Here is a 17,540-nt window from a genome sequence, read left to right as displayed (position 1 = left end):
GCCTTAATCCGTCCCCTGCAGTTTGCGGCTTGCTTGTGCGAGGCGCCGGCCGAGCGCGATCGCAAGCCGCTTCTCGTCTTCGGTCACCGGGCGGTTGCCGTCCACGCCGGACCAGTGGGTCGCGCCGTAGGGACTGCCGCCGCTGGCGGTGGTCATCAGTTCCGGCTCGGTGTAGGGCAGGCCCATCACCATCATGCCGTGGTGCAGCAGCGGGATCATCATCGACAGCAAGGTCGATTCCTGGCCGCCGTGCAGGCTGCCCGTCGACGTGAACACCGCGGCCGGCTTCCCGGCCAGGGTGCCGGACAGCCATTGCGCCGAAGTGCCGTCGAGGAAATATTTCATCGGTGCCGCCATATTGCCGAAGCGTGTAGGCGAACCCAGCGCCAGTCCGGCGCATTCGGCCAGGTCCTCGAGCTCCACGTAGGGCGCGCCGGATCGCGGGATGTCGGGTTCCGTCGCTTCGGCCACCGTCGATACCGCGGGAACAGTCCGCAACCGGGCTTCCAGCCCCGGTACGCTGTCGATGCCCTGGCCGATCAGTTCGGCCAGCCGGCGGGTCTTGCCATGACGCGAGTAATACAACACGAGGATAATCTGATTGGTTGGGTTCATCGTTGGTATTATAGGGCGCTTTACAAGATGACACGCTCGCGCGGGAGGCTTTTTCTCGCCGGCGCGGCGCCCCTATCGATGCTTTCCAAGACCGTCACCAATCTTTCCCGCAGCACGACCGAGATGATCAACACGGGCGTCGACCGGGTGCGTGGATTGACGTGGAACGAGGCGCGCGACCTCGTGCGCTTCGCGCGCCGCCGCCTGACCGAAGAAAAGCTGCCGCAGGTGGCCGGCAGCCTGACGTTCACGACGACCCTCGCCATCGTCCCGCTGTTGACCATCGTGCTCGCCATCTTCACGACATTCCCCATGTTCGGCAAGCTGCGCACGGCCCTCGACAATTACTTCGTCCAGATGCTGATGCCGAAGGCCATCGCGAACACGATCACGGCCAACCTGACGCAGTTCGCCAGCAAGGCGACCGGCTTGTCGGCCGTGGGCGGCGTCGCGCTCGTGTTCACGTCGGTCGCCATGATCAGCACGATCGAGCGCGCCTTCAACCAGATCTGGAAAGTGCCGCAGCCGCGCCCGCTCGTCCAGCGCGTGCTCGTGTACTGGGCGCTCGTCACGTTGGGCCCGCTCGCGTTCGGTATCTCGCTGACCTTGACGTCGCAATTGTCTTCCGCCACCACCGGCCTGATGAGCCTCGCGCCGTTCCTGGGCGCGGTGTTCTACACGGTCGTGTCGGTCGCGCTGACGACAGGCGCCTACGTGCTGCTGTACATGACGGTGCCGAACCGCGACGTCGACTGGCGCGACGCCGTCTGGGGCGGCCTCGTCGCCGCGATCGCGTTCGAGGTCGCCAAGCGCGTGTTCGCCATCTTCATCCGCCAGTTTCCGACGTACGCCATCATCTACGGCGCGCTGGCGGCGCTGCCGCTGTTCCTCGTCTGGATGTACCTGTCGTGGATGATCACGCTCGTGGGCGCGCTGCTGACGGCCGCGCTGCCGATCGTCAAGTACGAGCGCTGGTGGTACGAACCCGTGCCGGGCGGCGCGTTCGTCGACGCGATGGCCGTGCTCAAGGTCCTCCAGGGCGGCGCGCGGATGACGGGCACGGCGCTGGTGTCGAACGCGCAGATCCGCGCCTGCACCCGCATCGGCTACGACGAGATGACGTCGCTGCTGGAGCAGATGGTGGCGGCCGGCTGGGTCGGACGGGTGCAGGCGGAGACGGCCGTTGCGCTGCGCTGGGGCCGGGGGGCGCGTGCCGGAACCCAGTGCTGGGTGCTGCTCGTCGATCCGGGCCTGATCCGCCTCGCCGACGTTTATCGCCTGTTCGTGTTCGGCGGCATCGGCAGCGAGGCCGGCCCGGCGGGCGGGGCGGCGCAATCGCCGCTCGCGCTGGACACCGCGGCGCTGGCGCGCCAGGTCGAGGCCGCCGTCGAGCGCGGGCTGGACGAGACGCTGGCCGAGCATTTCGAGCGGACCGGGACCGGCCCGCTCGGCTGATTACCAGCTGAGCTTGCCCGTCAGCATCTGCCAGTACATCACCCAGTCCGCACGGAACGAATACCACGGGTAGTCGAACGTGGCGGGGCGGTTCTTTTCGAAAAAGAAGTGCCCGATCCAGGCGCCGCCATAGCCCGTCACGACGGCCACGAGCAGCCACCACGGATTCAGGCTGTCGATGTACTGGGCGATGCCCGCGATGGCCGACGACGTCCCGAGGAAGTGGGCGCGCCGGCACAGCTGGTTCTCGTGCTGGGCCAGGTAATAGGGATAGAACTGCGCGAAGCTGTCGTAGCGTACGGCGGCCATGCCATGTCTCCTGATCGTTGCCCCCCGCTGCCCAGTGTAGATCAATTCAGGCCGCGCACGAAGTCCGCCAGCGCGGTGCTCACGGCGTCCGGCTGTTCCGTCATCATCGCATGCCCGCAATCGATGGCCACCAGCCGCGCGTGCGGGATCGCGGCCACGAGCGCCTGCGCCGAGCGGGGCGGCGTCATGACGTCGCGCCGGCCCTGCACGAACAGCGTAGGACAGGTGACGGCCGCCGCGGCCGCGCCGCCGTTCGCGTACGTATTGCAGGCAACAAAATCGGTGTGGAACAACTGGGCCGGATTCAGCTGCGACAGCCGCTGCATCAGCCGGCGCGAGGCCCCGGGCGCCCAGAACCCTTGCGGGCTGCCGGCCGCCGCCGGCGCGATGCTGGCGTGCGACCACAGGTTGACCATGTCGATGGCGGTCGCTTCATCCGTGCGGGCCGTCTCCAGCAGCGCGTCCGAGACCTTCATCGGCCACGTGCTGCCCAGCAGGGCGAGCCCGCGCACGCGCGCCGGCGCGCGTGCCGCGGCGTCGAGGGCGATCAGCGACCCCATGCTGTGGCCGGCCAGCACGGCCCGTTCGATGCCGGCCGCGTCGAGGAGCGCGAGCAGCCAGGCGGCCATCCCGTCCACCGTCGCCAGCGCGGGACCGGCGCTGCGGCCATGGCCGGGCAGGTCGACCGCCAGCACGTCGTGGCCCTGCCGCGCCAGCGCGCGGGCCTGCGCCGTCCACACCGAATGGTCGTTCTGCGCGCCGTGGATGAACACGATGGCGGGGCGATCCGCGCCCGGGATGGTGCCGGCGGTGTAGGCGTAGGCGGTGTCGCCGTTCACGTCGATCAGCATGTCAGGCTCCTTTTTGTGCCAGTTTCAGGGCGCGGGCGAGGTCGTCGAGCAGGTCGTCCGCGTGTTCCAGGCCGAGCGCGAGGCGGACCGTGCCCGCGCTGCCCGCCGTCGCCTGCGAGCGCGCGCCGCCGTCATCGTGCGCGCGGCCGGCTACCTTGAGCGCATCGAGGAAGCGGGCCGCGGCCGCCGGGCCGCCGTGCAAGGTGAACGGGACCACGGCCCCGCAGCCGCGCGGCAGCAGGCGTCGTGCGGTCGCGTGGTCGGGGTGGCTGTCCAGGTCCGGATACGCCACGCCGGCGACGGCCGGATGGGCGCCGAGCGCGTCGACCACCTTGCGCGCGGTCGCGACGTGGCGCTCCATGCGCACGCCCAGCGTCTCCAGGCCGTGCAGCATGGCGGCGGCATCGTGGGCGCCGAGCGTGGCGCCGAACGCGCGCAGGCCCTCGTGGCGCGCGCACAGCGCGAAGGCGCCGACCGTCGACTCCTCGGCGAACACGCGGCCGTCGCAGCCCGGATCCGGTTCGCACAGGCCGGCGAAACGACCGCTGCGCGCATGGGCCGCGGGCCAGTCGAACGTGCCGCCGTCGACGAGCAGCCCGCCCGCCGCACCGGCCTGCCCGGACAGGTAGCCGGCGCCATGGACCACGAGGTCCGCGCCGTGATCGAACGGTGTCAGGAGCCACGGCGTGGCGAGCGTCGCGTCCACGAGCAGCGGCAGGTCGTGCTCGTGCGCGATGGCGGCGACCTGCGGGATGTCGAGCACGTCGAGGGATGCATGGCCCAGCGCCGCGCCGACCAGCAGCCGCGTGTCGAGCCGGATGGCGGCGCGCCAGGCGTCGGGGTCGCGCGCGTCGACGAAGGTCGTGGCGACGCCGAAGCGCCCGAGGCCGTGCGCGAGCAGGGCGTGCGCGTCGCTGCCCAGATTGCGCGCGGCGACGATGTGGTGGCCGGCGCCGGCCAGCGTGGCAACGGCCAGGTGCAGGGCGGCCTGGGCGCTGGCCGTGGCGATGCCGGCCACGCCGCCTTCGAGGGCGGCGCTGCGCTCTTCCAGGGTCGCGACGGCCGGGGGCGTCGCCTGCGCGCCGGCGGCCGTGTGCAGCGCGAGGGTGGTGAAGCCGGGATATCGGGGTCCGCTCATGGCGTGCTGTTCCTGAAGACGAAGACGGCGCATGCTAGCATTCGATAGCGCTAACCGTTTCATTTATTCATCATCATGGTGCGTCGTGCACGGTTGTAGGGCGGAAAGCTGGATTTTTTGGGACGCTTAGGCTAGAGTCACCTTATGAGTTATACAACGCAGCACGCATCTCCAATCAAGGGGGTCCAAATGAAGGTATCGGAAATCCTGCAGGTCAAGGGCGACATCCTCTACACGGTCTCGCCGGACACCGACCTGGCCAACGCCGCCGCCACGATGGCCGAGCGCGACATCGGTTCGCTCGTCGTGATGGAATACGGCGACCTGGTCGGCATGCTGACCTTCCGCGAGGTCATCAAGGCCCTGCATGCGCATGGCGGCTCGCTGGAGCCGGCGGGCACCGTGCGCAAGCACATGGACGACAGTCCGATCACCGTCACGCCGGACACCGAGGTCAACGAAGTGCGCCGCATCATGCTGGAAAAGCACGCGCGCTACCTGCCCGTCATGAACGCGCGCACGCTGCTGGGCGTGATCTCGTTCTATGACGTCGCCAAGGCGGTGCTGGAAGCGCAGAGCTTCGAGAACCGTATGCTCAAGGCGTATATCCGCGACTGGCCCGCGGAGCAGATGGCCGACGACTGAAGGCGCTGGCTACGCATGTGGTTGGTGGGCACGGGGTGCCCACCGTACCGCCTGGGTCGCGTGCTGATCACGCGGCGCGCGTCAGCGCGTCGTTGCCGAGCCACTCGATGAGCGCCTCGGGCGCCAGGGGCCGCGCGAACAGATAGCCCTGCGCCAGCGGGCAACCCAGTGTCTGCAGGATCTGCGCCTGGCGCTCGTCTTCCACGCCCTCGGCGATGATCGACAGGCCCAGGTTGCGCCCCAGTTCGATGACCATCTCGGCGATGCTGCTGCCGCGCGCCGCGTCCGTGATTTCGGTCACGAAGGCGCGATCGATCTTCAGGCGGTCCACGCACAGGCGCTGCAGATAAGAGAGCGACGAGAACCCGGTCCCGAAGTCGTCGATGGCGATCGACACGCCCGTGCGCTTGATCTCGGCGAGGCGTTCGATCAGCAGGTCGGGCTCTTCCATCGCCATCGATTCCGTGATCTCCAGTTCGACGCGTTCCGGCGGCGCGCCGGTGTCGGCCAGGGCCTGGCGCAGCATGTCGATGAAATGCGGGTGGCGGAACTGGACCTGCGAGACGTTGATCGACATCGTGAAGTCCAGGTGCCCGGCCGCGCGCACGCGCACCAGTTCCGCACACGCTTCGCGCAGCACCCACGCGCCGATGTCGATGATCAGGCCCGAGTATTCGGCGATGGGGATGAAGCGGTCGGGCGGCACGAAGCGGCCGTCTTCCGTGCGCCAGCGCAGCAGGGCCTCGGCGCCGAACGCGCGGCGCCCGGCCAGCTCGACCTGGGGCTGGTAAGCGAGAAACAGTTCGCCGCGGGCGAAGCCGCCGCGCAGCGCGTGCATCAGGCGGACCCGTTCGCGGATCTCCACGCCCATGCCGCGCGAAAAATAGAAGTGCCCCCCGCGCCTTTGGCTCTTCGCGCGCTTGAGGGCGATGTCCGCATCCTTGAGGGCGTCGGTCGCGGTGCCGTCATGTTCGAGCAGGCGCACGAGGCCGAGCGTGGCCGACACCTGCACGTCCTGGCCTTCGATCGAGAACGGCGCCGCGAACAGGTCCTGCACGGCGGCCGGTTCGATCAGGTCGGCCTGGCCCAGCAGGCAGAAGATGTCGCCGCCGATGCGCGCCAGCGCCAGGCCCGCGTCCAGGCGCACGCGCAGGCGCTGCGCCACGGCCTCGAGCAGCGCGTCGCCGAACTGGTGGCCGAGCGCGTCGTTCGTTTCGGCGAACTGGTCGATGTCGACGAGGCACAGGGTCGCATCGGCGCGGGTCTGCAGGCTGTCGTCGACGAGTTCGACGAGGCGCGTGCGGTTCGGCAGGCCGGTCAGCGCATCGTAGAACGCGGCGCGGTGCAGGTCGGTCATCAGCGCGACGTTGTCCAGGCCGACGGCGATGCTGCTCGTGAAGACGTCGATGAGGCCGCGGCGCAGCCCGTCCAGCGGCCGCACGAGCCGCACCCACGCGGCGAAGTCGGAATGTGCCTTGCCGCTGAAGTAGAGCGCGAGGTGGTTGCCTTCGTAGACGTTGCGGCGCCCGGCCAGCGCCTGCGCGATGGCGGCCGCCGGTCCTTGCGTCGAAGCGGCCAGCATGCCGTCGCGCGCCAGTGCCGCGCTGGTCCCGCAACTGGCCAGCACCTGCCAGCCGGCAGCGATGCCCGGCGGGCACGCGCACAGCAGGCCGTCGGCCGGCTGGCCGGCGAGGGCGGCGACCTCGCGCAGGATGCCCAGGGTCATCTCGCCGACCGAATGCATGGCCATCAGCTCGCTGTTCGCGCGCACGACTTCGGCCAGGCCCGTGCGGCTGTCCTCCAGCGCGTGGATCTGCTGGTAGGCGCGGATGGCGGCGGCCACGCTCGTGTAGAGCTTCGTGCGGGTGAGTTCGGACTTGGTGCGGTAATCGTTGATGTCGTAGCCGCGGATGGCGTCCATTTCCGGCGCATAGCCGGGCTGGCCGGTGCGCAGGATGATGCGGACGTCGTGGCGGTCGAGGGTGTCGCGCACGTGGCGCACGAGGTGCAGGCCGGCGTCGGCCTGTTCCATCACCACGTCGAGCAGGATCACGGCGATGTCGTGCTCGCGCGCCAGCAGCGCCATGGCCTGGGCGGCGGAGTAGGCGTGCAGGAATTCCAGCGGCCGTCCATGCATCTCGAGGCTGCCCAGCGCGAACGTCGTCGTCGAATGCACGTCGGCATCGTCGTCGACGATCAGTACGCGCCATGCCCCGCTGCCTTTGCCGAGCGCGACTGCCGGCGTCTCGTCTGCGAACACCAGGTCATCGTCCTGCGCGGCGCCGGCGGGCGTGTTCGGTGCGGGCATGTGCTGCGTCTCCAGGTTGAGCTCCGTATTGCGATTCAGTATATATGCAATGCTATCAACCCTGCTAGAAAAATTCCATAAGGAAACATTTTTCTTGGTGCATATATGGTGTTCTCCCGCCTGTCTGCCCATGCTGGTAAAATCCATCATTCCATTCGCACAACCCAACGAGAATCCATGTCCGGCAACACATTTGGCAAGCTGTTTTCCGTAACCACTTTCGGCGAGTCGCACGGTCCCGCGATCGGCTGCGTGATCGATGGCTGCCCGCCGGGACTGGCGCTGTCCGAGGCCGACATCCAGCCCGAGCTGGACCGCCGCAAGCCGGGCACCTCGCGCCACGTGACCCAGCGCCAGGAAGCGGACCAGGTCCGGATCCTGTCCGGCGTCTACGAGGGCGTGACGACCGGCACGCCGATCGCGCTGCTGATCGAGAACACGGACCAGCGCAGCAAGGACTACGGCAATATCGCGGACACGTTCCGCCCCGGCCATGCCGATTACACCTACTGGCACAAATACGGCGTGCGCGATCCGCGCGGCGGTGGCCGCTCGTCCGCGCGCCTGACGGCGCCCGTCGTCGGCGCCGGCGCCATCGCCAAGAAGTGGTTGCGCGAGACATTCGGGACCGAGTTCGCGGGCTGCATGAGCCAGCTGGGCGACATCGCCGTGCCGTTCCAGGATTTCAAGCACGTGCACGACAATCCGTTCTTCGCCGCGACGGCCGACGCCGACCTGATCGTGCGCATGGAGACGGCGATGGACGAATTGCGCCGCGCCGGCGATTCGATCGGCGCCCGCATCGACGTGGTGGCGAAGAACGTGCCGGTCGGCCTCGGCCAGCCGATCTACGACAAGCTCGATGCCGCCATCGCGTACGCCATGATGGGCATCAACGCGGTCAAGGGTGTGGAGATCGGCGCCGGCTTCCACGCCGTCGTGCAGAAGGGTTCGGAGCATGGCGACGAACTGACGCCCGAGGGCTTCGTGGGCAATAACGCGGGCGGCGTGCTGGGCGGGATTTCGACGGGCCAGGACATCACGGTGTCCATCGCCATCAAGCCGACGTCGTCGATCCGCACGCCGCGCCGGTCGATCGACAAGGCGGGCAATGCGGTGTCGGTCGAGACGTTCGGTCGCCACGACCCGTGCGTGGGCATCCGCGCGACGCCGATCGCCGAGGCGATGCTGGCGCTGGTGCTGATCGATCACGCGCTGATGCACCGCGCGCAGTGTGGCGACGTGCACGTGGACACGCCGCGGCTGCGCTGAGCAACGCAACATTGAATACGTCGCCCCCGCGCAGGCGGGGGCCCAAGTTCCGCATGCTTGATGCGAGCGCGATAAAAATTGGATCCCTGCCTTCGCAGGGACGACGGTGACGCGCCGGCGCTCAATAGCGCCGATCCTTTGGTCACGCCCGGTTCGCCACCGCTTCCAGCGGCTGGCGCCGCTCGACGCTCTTCACGACGAGGCCGCGCAATTCGTTCAGCAGCGAGAATTCCGTCTGGCTCAGGTAGACGGACGGGAAGCGGTCGTCCCAGTCGCCGTAGATGAAACCGACCGGCTCGCCGCGGGTGCACAGGGGGATGATCACGAAGCAGCGCGCTTCGAGCAGCGTGCCTTTCCACCATCCCGGCAGCTTGCTCGAGAATTTCGGGTCGCGCGCGTTCTCGATGAAGATCACACGGTCGCTGCCGAGGGCGGCGAAGAACACGTTCGGTTCGTAGGTGTCGTCGAAGTCCAGCTTGGGCGCGAGCGTCTTGGCGTTGTCGCCCAGGCCGATCTTGGCCGTGTAGCGGCCGTCGCGGCGGTTGCGCAGGAAGCCGAAGGCGCGCGTGAACGACAGGCCGTGGTACGCCGTCTCGAGCGCCATCGACACCATCTGGCCCGGCGTTGCCTGGGCCGCGGCGTCGCGCATGTCGGCCACGCCGTCCATGAGAATCTTGTTGCCGGCTTCGCGCATGCGCGTGACGGCGGCGGCGCGGGCGCGCTTCTCGGGCGGATTCGCGAGCGGCGCGATCGACAGGTCGGCGGCCGCTTCGACCTTGGCCTTTTCGATGGCGCCGACGATGTTGTCCGGCTCGATGCCGAGCAGCGGCGCGAAGCCGGCCGCGAGCAACCGGACCCGTTCGGCGCCCGCTTCGTCGCCGTGCCACAGGCTGTCCGCGCACTGGGTCGACATCGTGCCGAGGGCGGCGAGCCAGTCGTCGTGGCCGAAGTCGGCGCCGCGCTCGCCCGGTTCGACGCGGCGCATGCCGGCGATCAGGTTGCGCGGCAGGCCCCAGTGCTCGGCCGTCGCGCGCCCGATCTGTTCCAGCGACAGGCCGAGTTGGGCGATGCCGATCGCATCGATGTCGCCGCGGCCGGCGGCCTGCTGCATCAGCGTCCAGTGTTCCGGCAGGTAGAACGTGACCATCATCCGGCCCAGCGAATGGAGGATCGAGCAGACGACCGCTTCTTCCGGATCGCGCGTGGCCGCCTCGCTGGCCACCTGGTGCGCCACCATGCCGGCCAGGACGGCCTTTTCCATCTCGATGTGGGCCTGCAGCGAATCCGGCGTGGACTTGGACAGTTCCTCGATCAGTTTCAGGCCGAGGGCGAGGTGGCCGATGGCTTCCGTGCCCAGCACGAGGATCGCCTTCGAGACGGTGTTGACGCGCTGGCCGAACGCCGAGTACATGCCGCTGTTCGCCAGGCGCAGCACCTTCTGGGTGAGCACGGGGTCGGACAGCACGGTCTGGGTCATGGAAAAGTCGCGCTCGTCCTCGCCGCGCATCGTCGCGAGGATGGCGTTGATGGCCTTGGTGAAGCCCGGCATGTCGCCGCGCCGGCGGATCCGCTCCCACAACAGGGAGAGGGTGGCATCGGCTTTCGGCGATCGTTCGATGGTAGCAGTCTGGTTCATGTGAGGCCCGCCCGTAATTCGTCCGGCAGCAGTTCCGTGTACAGGTTTTCCTTGAGCGCGGCCATGGCCACGTGGGCCGGCATCGGCTTTCCGGTCAGGTAGCCTTGTATGTAGTCGCACCCGCGCGACTCGACGTAGGTAAGTTGTTCTTCGGTCTCGACGCCTTCGGCCACGACGGACAGGTCGAGGTGCTTGGCCAGGTCGAGCACGGCGTTGCAGATCGCCGCGTCCTTGGTGGAGGCGGGCAGGTCCTTGATGAAGGCGCGGTCGATCTTCAGCACCGAGATCGGGAAGCGCTTCAGGTAGGCCAGGCTCGAATAGCCGGTCCCGAAGTCGTCGATCGCGATGCGCGCGCGGCGTTCCGCCATCTTGGCGAGGATGGCTTCCGCGTGGCCCGGGTCGATCATCAGCGTGCCTTCCGTGATCTCGAGCACCAGCTTGTCGCCGGACGCGCCGGAAAACGCGAGGGCGTCGTCCAGCACGTTGAGGAAGCGGTCGTTGCGGAACTGGCGCGGGCTGATATTGACCGAGATGTACAGGTCGCGCTTGGCCACTTCCTCGAACTGGCCCAGTTGCACGAGCGCCGCCTTGAGCGCCCAGGCGCCCAGCAGGTTGATGAGGCCATTCGTCTCGGCGATGGGGATGAAGCGCACGGGCGGGACCATGCCGAGCGTCGGATGCTTCCAGCGCATCAGGGTCTCGAATCCTTCAATCCGGCGGGTGCGGCTGGACACGATCGGCTGGTAGTACAGCAGGAATTCGCCTTCGCGCACGGCCTGGAACATCGCCGCTTCGAGCGAGATGTCGTGCTGCGGCGGACCGCTTTCGCGTACGCTGTAGACGATCGTGCGGCCCTTGCCGGTTTCCTTGGCGCGGCCCATGGCGGCATCGGCCAGGGCGATCAGCCGGATTTCATCCTCGGCGTGGTCAGGATAGATCGACACGCCCACGGACGCGCCCAGGTACACGGTATGCCCGTCGACCTCGAACGGCGCCTGCAGCGCGGCCAGCAGGCGGCCGCTGACCAGCTTGATCTGGTCCGGCGTGAAGGTGCCCGGCAGGACCCCCACGAATTCGTCGCCGCCGACGCGGGCCAGCGTGTCGCTGTCGCGCAGCGTCTTGCGCAGGCGGCTCGCGGCCTGGCGCAGGACGGCGTCGCCGACCGGGTGCCCGAGGCCGTCGTTGACCTTCTTGAAGCCGTCGAGGCCGATGGTGGCGATGCAGAAACCCTGGCCGGAGCGGCGCGCGTTGGCGATCACCATGCGGATGCGGTCGGACAGCAGCAGGCGGTTCGGGAGCTCCGTCAGCGCGTCGTGCGTGGCCATGTGGCGCAGGCGTTGTTCGGTGGCGCGCTGGGCCGACATGTCGCGGCCGACGGCCAGCAATTCACGGCAGCCCGGCAGCGCGGCGATGCGCAGCTCGAACCAGGTGTCCTTGCCGCCGCAGCGCAGGCGCACTTCGACGAGCACGGGCTCGCCGGCCGTGCCGGCATCGAGGAGGGCGTTGCGCAGGGCGGCCTGGTCGGCGTCCAGGGCAAGCGTCGTCAGCACGGTGCCGGCCAGCGGCTGGGTGCCGAACGCGCGCTGGGCGCGCTGGCTCGCGTATTGGATCAGACCGGAGGGATCGAGGCGAAGCGCGACGTCGCCCACCGCTTCCATGTAGCCGTCCGGGCTCGCCGCCGGGGCCGCATGGCGCGGATCGTTCGGTGCTGCGGGTGAACTGGCGCGCATTGTCGAAATATCTGCTTTCTAATCGTGGCAGCAAAGCCTGGGGTAATGCTGGAGTGTACCAAATCAACAAGCAATGTATCACCGAAAGATGCCGGTGAGCACTAAAAAGCACAATGTCCGGTATCTTTCTGTGCCTGCTTGATACGCCGCAGTTCCCCGATCGGATGGGTCGCGCTTGCCCGGCACAAGGCTTTAGGCTAGCCTTGTTGCTTAACCGATAATCACGAGCTGCGGCACCAGGGTTTATTGTCGCCGATACAGTGCGAAGAGGAAACTTTTGCACCGACAATATGATGCTCAGTTGCAACAGCTGGGCGTGCGGGCCACCGGAGGAGACGCCATGAACCGTTTCGACACCCACGAGGTTTTCAACCAGGCGCCGCCGTTCGGGGACGTCAACCTGTTCGCCTGCGACCGCGCGCTGCGCGAAGGACTGGAGAACGAAGGCGCCGGCTGGGCGGGCCCCGACCTCGACCGGCTGGGGCAGGCACTCGGCGCCGCGGCCGTGCTCGACCTGGGCCGCCTGGCCAACGAGTTCCCGCCGCGCCTCGTGAACTTCGACCGTGGCGGCAATCGCGTCGACGAGGTCGAGTTCCACCCGGCGTGGCATGAATTGATGCGCCTCTTGATCGGGAACGGCGTCCATTCGCTGCCGTGGGAAGCGGCGCGCCCCGGCTCCCAGGTCGCGCGCGCCGCGGCCTTCCTGCTGTTCGGCCAGGTCGAGAACGGCACGCAATGCCCGGTGACGATGACGTACGCGGCGGTGCCGGCGCTGCGCCAGCATCCGGGCATCGCGGCGCACTGGTTGCCGAAGATCCTGTCGCGCACGTACGATCCGCGCTCGCTGCCCATCGAGCAGAAGCAGGGCGCGCTGATCGGCATGGGCATGACGGAAAAGCAGGGGGGCACGGACGTGCGCGCCAACACGACGCGGGCGACGCGCATGAGTCCGGACGTTGCCGACACCCGCTTCGGCGCGGCGTGGCGCGATGCCTGGAGCCTGGTCGGCCACAAATGGTTCTTTTCGGCCCCGCAGTCGGATGCCCACCTCGTCCTGGCCCAGGCCGCCGAGGGCGGCAGCGCGGGACTCTCCTGCTTCTTCGTCCCGCGCTACCTGCCGGACGGCACCCGCAACGCGATCCGCGTGCAGCGCCTCAAGAACAAACTGGGGAACAAGTCGAACGCGTCGTCCGAGGTCGAGTTCTGCGATGCCGTCGGCTGGATGATCGGCAAGGAAGGGCGGGGCATCCCGACGATCCTCGAAATGGGCAGCCACACGCGCCTGGACTGCGTGACCGGCACGGCCGGCATCATGCGCGCCGCGCTGTGCCATGCGCTGCACCACGCCCGCGCCCGCAGCGCGTTCGGCCGCCGCCTGGCCGAGCAGCCGCTGATGCAAAACGTGCTGGCCGACCTGGCGCTGGAATCGGAGGCGGCCACCGCGTTCGCGCTGCGCCTCGCGCGCTGCGTCGACGTGGGGCCGGACGGCGCCGTCGACCCGCGCGAGACGGCGCTGGCCCGCATCCTGACGCCGGCCGGCAAGTACTGGCTGTGCAAGCGCGGACCGGCATTCGGCGCCGAGGCGATGGAAGTCATGGGCGGCAACGGCTATGTGGAGGACGGCCCGCTGGCGCGCCTGTATCGCGAATTTCCCGTCAATTCCATCTGGGAAGGTTCCGGCAACGTGATGTGCCTGGACGTGCTGCGCGCCTTCGCCAAGGGTCCGGAACCACGCGACGCGCTGGCCGCGGAGCTGGCGCTGGCTGCCGGCCGCGATCCCCGCTTCGACGCGTATTGCGCGCGGCTGCTGGATGGGCTGGGCACGCTGGCGGCCGACGAATCCGGCGCGCGCCGCCTCGCCGAGCAGCTGGTCGTGGCGGTGCAGGCCGGACTGTTGCTGCGCCATGCCCCGGCTTTCGTCGCCGCGGCGTTCGTCGCGTCGCGCATCGCCGCCGACGTGGGCGGCGCGTTCGGCCGGCTGCCGGACGGCGTCGACTGCGCCGCGATCCTGGCGCGCGCCCTCGTCGAGTGAACGTTGTCATGAAACTTGGACAAAGGACGGGACAAACGGGCGCGTGGCTGGGATAATGCTGGCCATTTACCGCAAACCACGCCGGCGCCACAAGTGACGGCCTACGCACGATTCCCACTCATGAAACAAGATCCGCGCTTCCCGAACCTGTTCATCCTCAACCATCCCCTGATCCAGCATAAGTTGTCGCACATGCGCGACCGCGGCACGTCCACGCGCACGTTCCGCGAATTGCTGCGGGAGATCACGCTGCTGATGGGTTACGAGATCACGCGCGACCTGCCGCTGACGACGCGCCAGATCGACACGCCGCTGATGACCATCGACGCGCCCGTCATCGCGGGCAAGAAGCTGGCTATCGTGCCGATCCTGCGCGCCGGCATCGGCATGAGCGACGGCCTGCTGGAACTGGTGCCGTCGGCACGCGTGGGCCATATCGGCGTGTTCCGCGATCCGGATACGCACATGCCCGTCGAATACCTGGTGCGCTTGCCGGACACGGCCGAGCGCACCTTCATCCTGTGCGATCCGATGGTCGCGACGGGCAACTCGGCCGTGCACGCGGTCGACGTGATGAAAAAGCGCGGCGTGACGGACGACCAGATCATCTTCCTCGCCCTCGTGGCGGCGCCGGAAGGCGTCGCGGTGTTCCACCAGGCGCATCCGGGCGTCAAGCTGTACGTCGCGTCGCTCGACAACAACCTGAACGACCACGCGTACATCGTGCCGGGCCTGGGCGATGCCGGCGACCGCATCTTCGGCACCAAATGAACACGAGTGCGGATGCGGAGTTCTTCGCGCGCCTGGCGGAACTGAACGATAAATTTGCGGCGAGCCTGCCGCGGACGCTGGGCCGGCTGTCGGCGGCGCGCAACGAATTCGATTCGAGCCATCCGCCTTTGGCGCTGGTCGAGCAAATGCATGCGGTGCTGCATACGCTGGCCGGCTCATCCGCTACATTCGGTTTCCGCATCCTCGGGCAGCAGGCGCGCATGCTGGAGCAGCGTTTGCGCGTCCTGATGACATTCGACGGCGTCGCTCCGCCGGAATGGGATGCATGGCTGTCGGAACTGGATGTGTTCGTCGCTTGGGGTATTGTCGACCCAAAAGCGGCCTATCCCAACGACGACTCTACCGTTTAGCGGTACAGCAAAGCACCTGTCCCGGAATCGTTTGATTTAGGACAAACTTTATCTGCATCCATGCCCTATATTTTGCGTACTGCCGAAGCAAACGGGATCGGTAAAAGGTTGATGATAGGAATTGTTACGGGTCCCGGTTTTATTTTGCGAAAACCGTGTACGTGCGGGTTTATTCGGTATAATTAGGGATCGTTGGATTCGCGGTAGCAGTGCAGTTAGTCTGTCATTTGTTTCTTGCTTCTTCAAACGATCGTAAACGGACTTCTGTCCACTTCAACTGAAATAGGAAATTGTAATGGCAACTGGCATCGTAAAATGGTTCAATGACTCCAAAGGCTTCGGGTTCATCACCCCGGACGAAGGCGGCGAAGACCTGTTCGCGCACTTCTCGGCGATCCAATCGCAAGGCTTCAAGTCGCTGCAAGAGAACCAGCGCGTTTCTTTCGACGTGACCTCTGGTCCGAAAGGCAAACAAGCATCGAACATCCAGCCGCTGTAATCCGCTGAATGTCTGATAAAAAATCCTCGGTCTCCGAGGATTTTTTTTTGCCGTGCGCCCAGCATGGGCGCACTCTTGCGGGTGAAAGTCCCGCCGCAAGCTGACCACAGCGAGCGAAGTGAAGCGCAACTGCGGAAGAGTAATCGACCGTGGGGAGGAAGCGTGAATCGTAAATCATGAGCCGATGGACAAGAATCGCATAGAAGGCGCTGCCGAGCAGGGCGAGCGGGCGACAAACCGCGAAGCTCTTGTGGTCGAGGCGAAGCGGCGTAGATGCGGCGGTTGTGTGATGAAGGAGTGCGGCCCTTACCTGGGGACGCCCCGCCTCACGCCTGAAAGGGCGGCGGCGCTGCCGTAGCGGGGTCTCAGCAGAGGTCATAGTAGTTGGCGGTAGCGCCGGGAAGGCTCGACCCCGCCGACGAAGGACCGAACGAGTAGGAGTGTTGTCCGGCATGTCGATGCGACAGGCAATGCGTCAGATGCCCGCCAAGGCGGGGCGGGAGGCCGTAGGTCAGGGTGAAGCCTTGGCTGAAATCTCCAGCGACGAAGCCTGTCGCCCGCGACATGCGTCAGGAGACGCGGGATCAATGCTGCTGCATGCAGCGTTGAGAAGGGAAAACCTGCTGCAAGCGTTCAAGCGTGTGCGCGCCAACAAGGGCGCAGCCGGGGTGGATGGTCGGGACATCGACGAAACCTCGCGCTACCTGGCCGTGGCCTGGCCGGGGATACGCGAACAATTGTTGGCGGGGACGTACCGGCCCAGCCCGGTACGCAGGGTAACGATTCCGAAGCCCGACGGTGGCGAGCGCGAGCTTGGCATCCCGACGGTGACGGATCGGCTGATCCAGCAGGCACTGCTCCAAGTGCTGCAACCGATTCTTGACCCCACATTTAGCGAGCACAGCTACGGCTTCCGCCCAGGCCGGCGTGCGCAGGACGCGGTACTTGCCGCCCGAGCGTACGTCCAGTCGGGGCGGCGGATCGTGGTGGATGTGGACCTGTCGAAATTCTTCGACAGGGTCAACCATGACATCCTGATCGACCGCTTACGGAAACGCATCGACGACGCTGGCGTGATCCGGCTGGTGCGCGCCTATCTGAACAGCGGCATCATGGACCATGGCGTGGTGCAGTCTCGGCATGAAGGCACGCCGCAAGGCGGTCCGCTCTCGCCCTTGCTGGCCAATGTCCTGCTCGATGAAGTGGACAAGGAATTGGAACGACGCGGCCATTGCTTTGCGCGCTACGCCGATGATGCGAACGTGTACGTTCGCAGCAAGCGTGCGGGCGAGCGGGTGATGGTGCTGTTGCGCCGCCTCTATGCCAAGTTGCACCTCGTGGTCAACGAAACCAAAAGCGCGGTCGGCAGCACCTTCGGTCGCAAGTTCCTCGGTTACAGCCTGTGGGTGGGAAGGGGGAGGGTGGTGAAATTGAAGGTCGCGGAGAAGCCGCTGGCAACATTCAAGCAACGCATCCGCGAACTGACAAGACGCTCTGGCGGCCGCAGCATGCTCCAGATCGTCGAGAGGCTGCGCTCCTACATGCTTGGCTGGAAAGGGTACTTCAAATATGCCGAAACCCCGAAGATATGGAGACAACTCGACGAATGGCTGCGTCACAGGCTCCGGGCGATCCAGCTCAAGCACTGGAAACGCGGGACGACCATGTATCGGGAACTGCTTCGACTCGGGGCAATGCCTGCTGTTGCCGAGCAGGTTGCGGCAAATAGCCGTCGCTGGTGGCGCAACGCCGACCGGCTGTTGAAGTCAGTCCTTACGGTTGCCTACTTCGACCGGTCGGGAGTACCACGCTTGTCCTGACCTCAACTACTCGAACCGCCCGGTGCGGACCCGCATGCCGGGTGGTGTGGCAGGGGCGCAGCTAACATTAGCTGCCCCCTATGCCGAT

At 67.0% G+C, this 17,540-nt stretch carries 15 protein-coding genes; 8 read left to right on the top strand and 7 right to left on the bottom strand.

The annotated features are described in order from the left end of the window. Window positions 1-3 precede the first annotated feature (3 nt). Complete coding sequence (wrbA, locus tag U9J41_RS09120; protein ID WP_056449435.1) at window positions 4-615, bottom strand: NAD(P)H:quinone oxidoreductase; 612 nt, start codon at window positions 613-615, stop codon at window positions 4-6. Between the two features lie 78 nt (window positions 616-693). On the opposite strand from wrbA, the gene U9J41_RS09115 reads away from it, so the two are divergent. Further along, window positions 694-2,070, top strand: a complete 1,377-nt coding sequence (locus tag U9J41_RS09115; protein WP_322401876.1) for a YihY family inner membrane protein — start codon at window positions 694-696, stop codon at window positions 2,068-2,070. On the opposite strand, the gene U9J41_RS09110 is transcribed toward U9J41_RS09115, so the two are convergent. From U9J41_RS09110 to U9J41_RS09100, 3 genes are read right to left on the bottom strand one after another with little or no spacing between them, the layout of a single operon-like run. Next, window positions 2,071-2,379 (bottom strand): Mpo1-like protein, encoded by a 309-nt coding sequence (locus tag U9J41_RS09110; protein ID WP_056449432.1) that lies wholly within the window; start codon window positions 2,377-2,379, stop codon window positions 2,071-2,073. It abuts the gene before it with no gap. Window positions 2,380-2,420: 41 nt separating this feature from the next. Continuing rightward, the gene (locus U9J41_RS09105; RefSeq protein WP_322401875.1) at window positions 2,421-3,230 is read right to left on the bottom strand and encodes an alpha/beta fold hydrolase; all 810 of its coding nucleotides are present in this window, start codon (window positions 3,228-3,230) and stop codon (window positions 2,421-2,423) included. 1 nt (window position 3,231) lies between these two features. Beyond that, the gene (locus U9J41_RS09100) at window positions 3,232-4,368 is read right to left on the bottom strand and encodes a PLP-dependent transferase (RefSeq protein WP_322401874.1); all 1,137 of its coding nucleotides are present in this window, start codon (window positions 4,366-4,368) and stop codon (window positions 3,232-3,234) included. 189 nt (window positions 4,369-4,557) lie between these two features. On the opposite strand from U9J41_RS09100, the gene U9J41_RS09095 reads away from it, so the two are divergent. Further along, complete coding sequence (locus tag U9J41_RS09095; protein ID WP_056449417.1) at window positions 4,558-5,013, top strand: CBS domain-containing protein; 456 nt, start codon at window positions 4,558-4,560, stop codon at window positions 5,011-5,013. Window positions 5,014-5,080: 67 nt separating this feature from the next. Here the strand turns inward: U9J41_RS09095 and U9J41_RS09090 are convergent, their stop codons facing one another. Beyond that, complete coding sequence (locus U9J41_RS09090) at window positions 5,081-7,321, bottom strand: GGDEF/EAL domain-containing response regulator (protein WP_322401873.1); 2,241 nt, start codon at window positions 7,319-7,321, stop codon at window positions 5,081-5,083. 177 nt (window positions 7,322-7,498) lie between these two features. Between U9J41_RS09090 and aroC the strand changes: the two genes are divergently transcribed. Beyond that, window positions 7,499-8,593 carry a chorismate synthase gene (aroC, locus tag U9J41_RS09085; RefSeq protein ID WP_322401872.1) on the top strand — a complete coding sequence of 365 codons (1,095 nt, stop codon included), beginning with the start codon at window positions 7,499-7,501 and terminating at the stop codon, window positions 8,591-8,593. 142 nt (window positions 8,594-8,735) lie between these two features. Here aroC and U9J41_RS09080 read toward each other — a convergent pair whose 3' ends face one another. Together U9J41_RS09080 and U9J41_RS09075 are read right to left on the bottom strand one after the other, a co-directional pair. Beyond that, window positions 8,736-10,229 (bottom strand): HDOD domain-containing protein, encoded by a 1,494-nt coding sequence (locus tag U9J41_RS09080; RefSeq protein WP_322401871.1) that lies wholly within the window; start codon window positions 10,227-10,229, stop codon window positions 8,736-8,738. Beyond that, on the bottom strand, window positions 10,226-11,959 hold the full coding sequence (locus U9J41_RS09075) for a putative bifunctional diguanylate cyclase/phosphodiesterase (protein WP_425260208.1): 1,734 nt from the start codon (window positions 11,957-11,959) through the stop codon (window positions 10,226-10,228). Before U9J41_RS09075 ends, U9J41_RS09080 begins: the two co-directional genes overlap by 4 nt. Before the next feature lie 340 nt (window positions 11,960-12,299). Here U9J41_RS09075 and U9J41_RS09070 point away from each other — a divergent pair, with 340 nt between their 5' ends. The 5 genes from U9J41_RS09070 (at window position 12,300) to ltrA (ending at window position 17,452) form a co-directional block, all read left to right on the top strand. Further along, window positions 12,300-13,991, top strand: coding sequence for an isovaleryl-CoA dehydrogenase (locus tag U9J41_RS09070; RefSeq protein WP_322401870.1), 1,692 nt, complete (start codon window positions 12,300-12,302; stop codon window positions 13,989-13,991). A 120-nt stretch (window positions 13,992-14,111) separates the two neighbouring features. Beyond that, the gene (gene upp, locus U9J41_RS09065) at window positions 14,112-14,762 is read left to right on the top strand and encodes a uracil phosphoribosyltransferase (RefSeq protein WP_322401869.1); all 651 of its coding nucleotides are present in this window, start codon (window positions 14,112-14,114) and stop codon (window positions 14,760-14,762) included. Then, window positions 14,759-15,133: an Hpt domain-containing protein gene (locus U9J41_RS09060; protein ID WP_322401868.1), complete on the top strand. Its 375-nt coding sequence runs from the start codon at window positions 14,759-14,761 to the stop codon at window positions 15,131-15,133. The genes upp and U9J41_RS09060 overlap by 4 nt, the downstream gene beginning before the upstream one ends. Window positions 15,134-15,428: 295 nt before the next feature. Further along, window positions 15,429-15,632 carry a cold-shock protein gene (locus tag U9J41_RS09055; protein WP_036166698.1) on the top strand — a complete coding sequence of 68 codons (204 nt, stop codon included), beginning with the start codon at window positions 15,429-15,431 and terminating at the stop codon, window positions 15,630-15,632. A 452-nt stretch (window positions 15,633-16,084) separates the two neighbouring features. Then, a complete protein-coding gene (ltrA, locus tag U9J41_RS09050) occupies window positions 16,085-17,452 on the top strand; it encodes a group II intron reverse transcriptase/maturase (protein WP_322401867.1) in 1,368 nt (455 codons plus the stop codon). The last annotated feature ends 88 nt before the right edge of the window (window positions 17,453-17,540 follow it).

This window comes from Massilia luteola, assembly GCF_034420155.1.
Taxonomy (GTDB): domain Bacteria; phylum Pseudomonadota; class Gammaproteobacteria; order Burkholderiales; family Burkholderiaceae_D; genus Telluria; species Telluria luteola.
The sequence above is the reverse complement of the archived record's forward strand: the minus strand, read 5'-3'. Positions and strand labels throughout refer to the sequence as shown.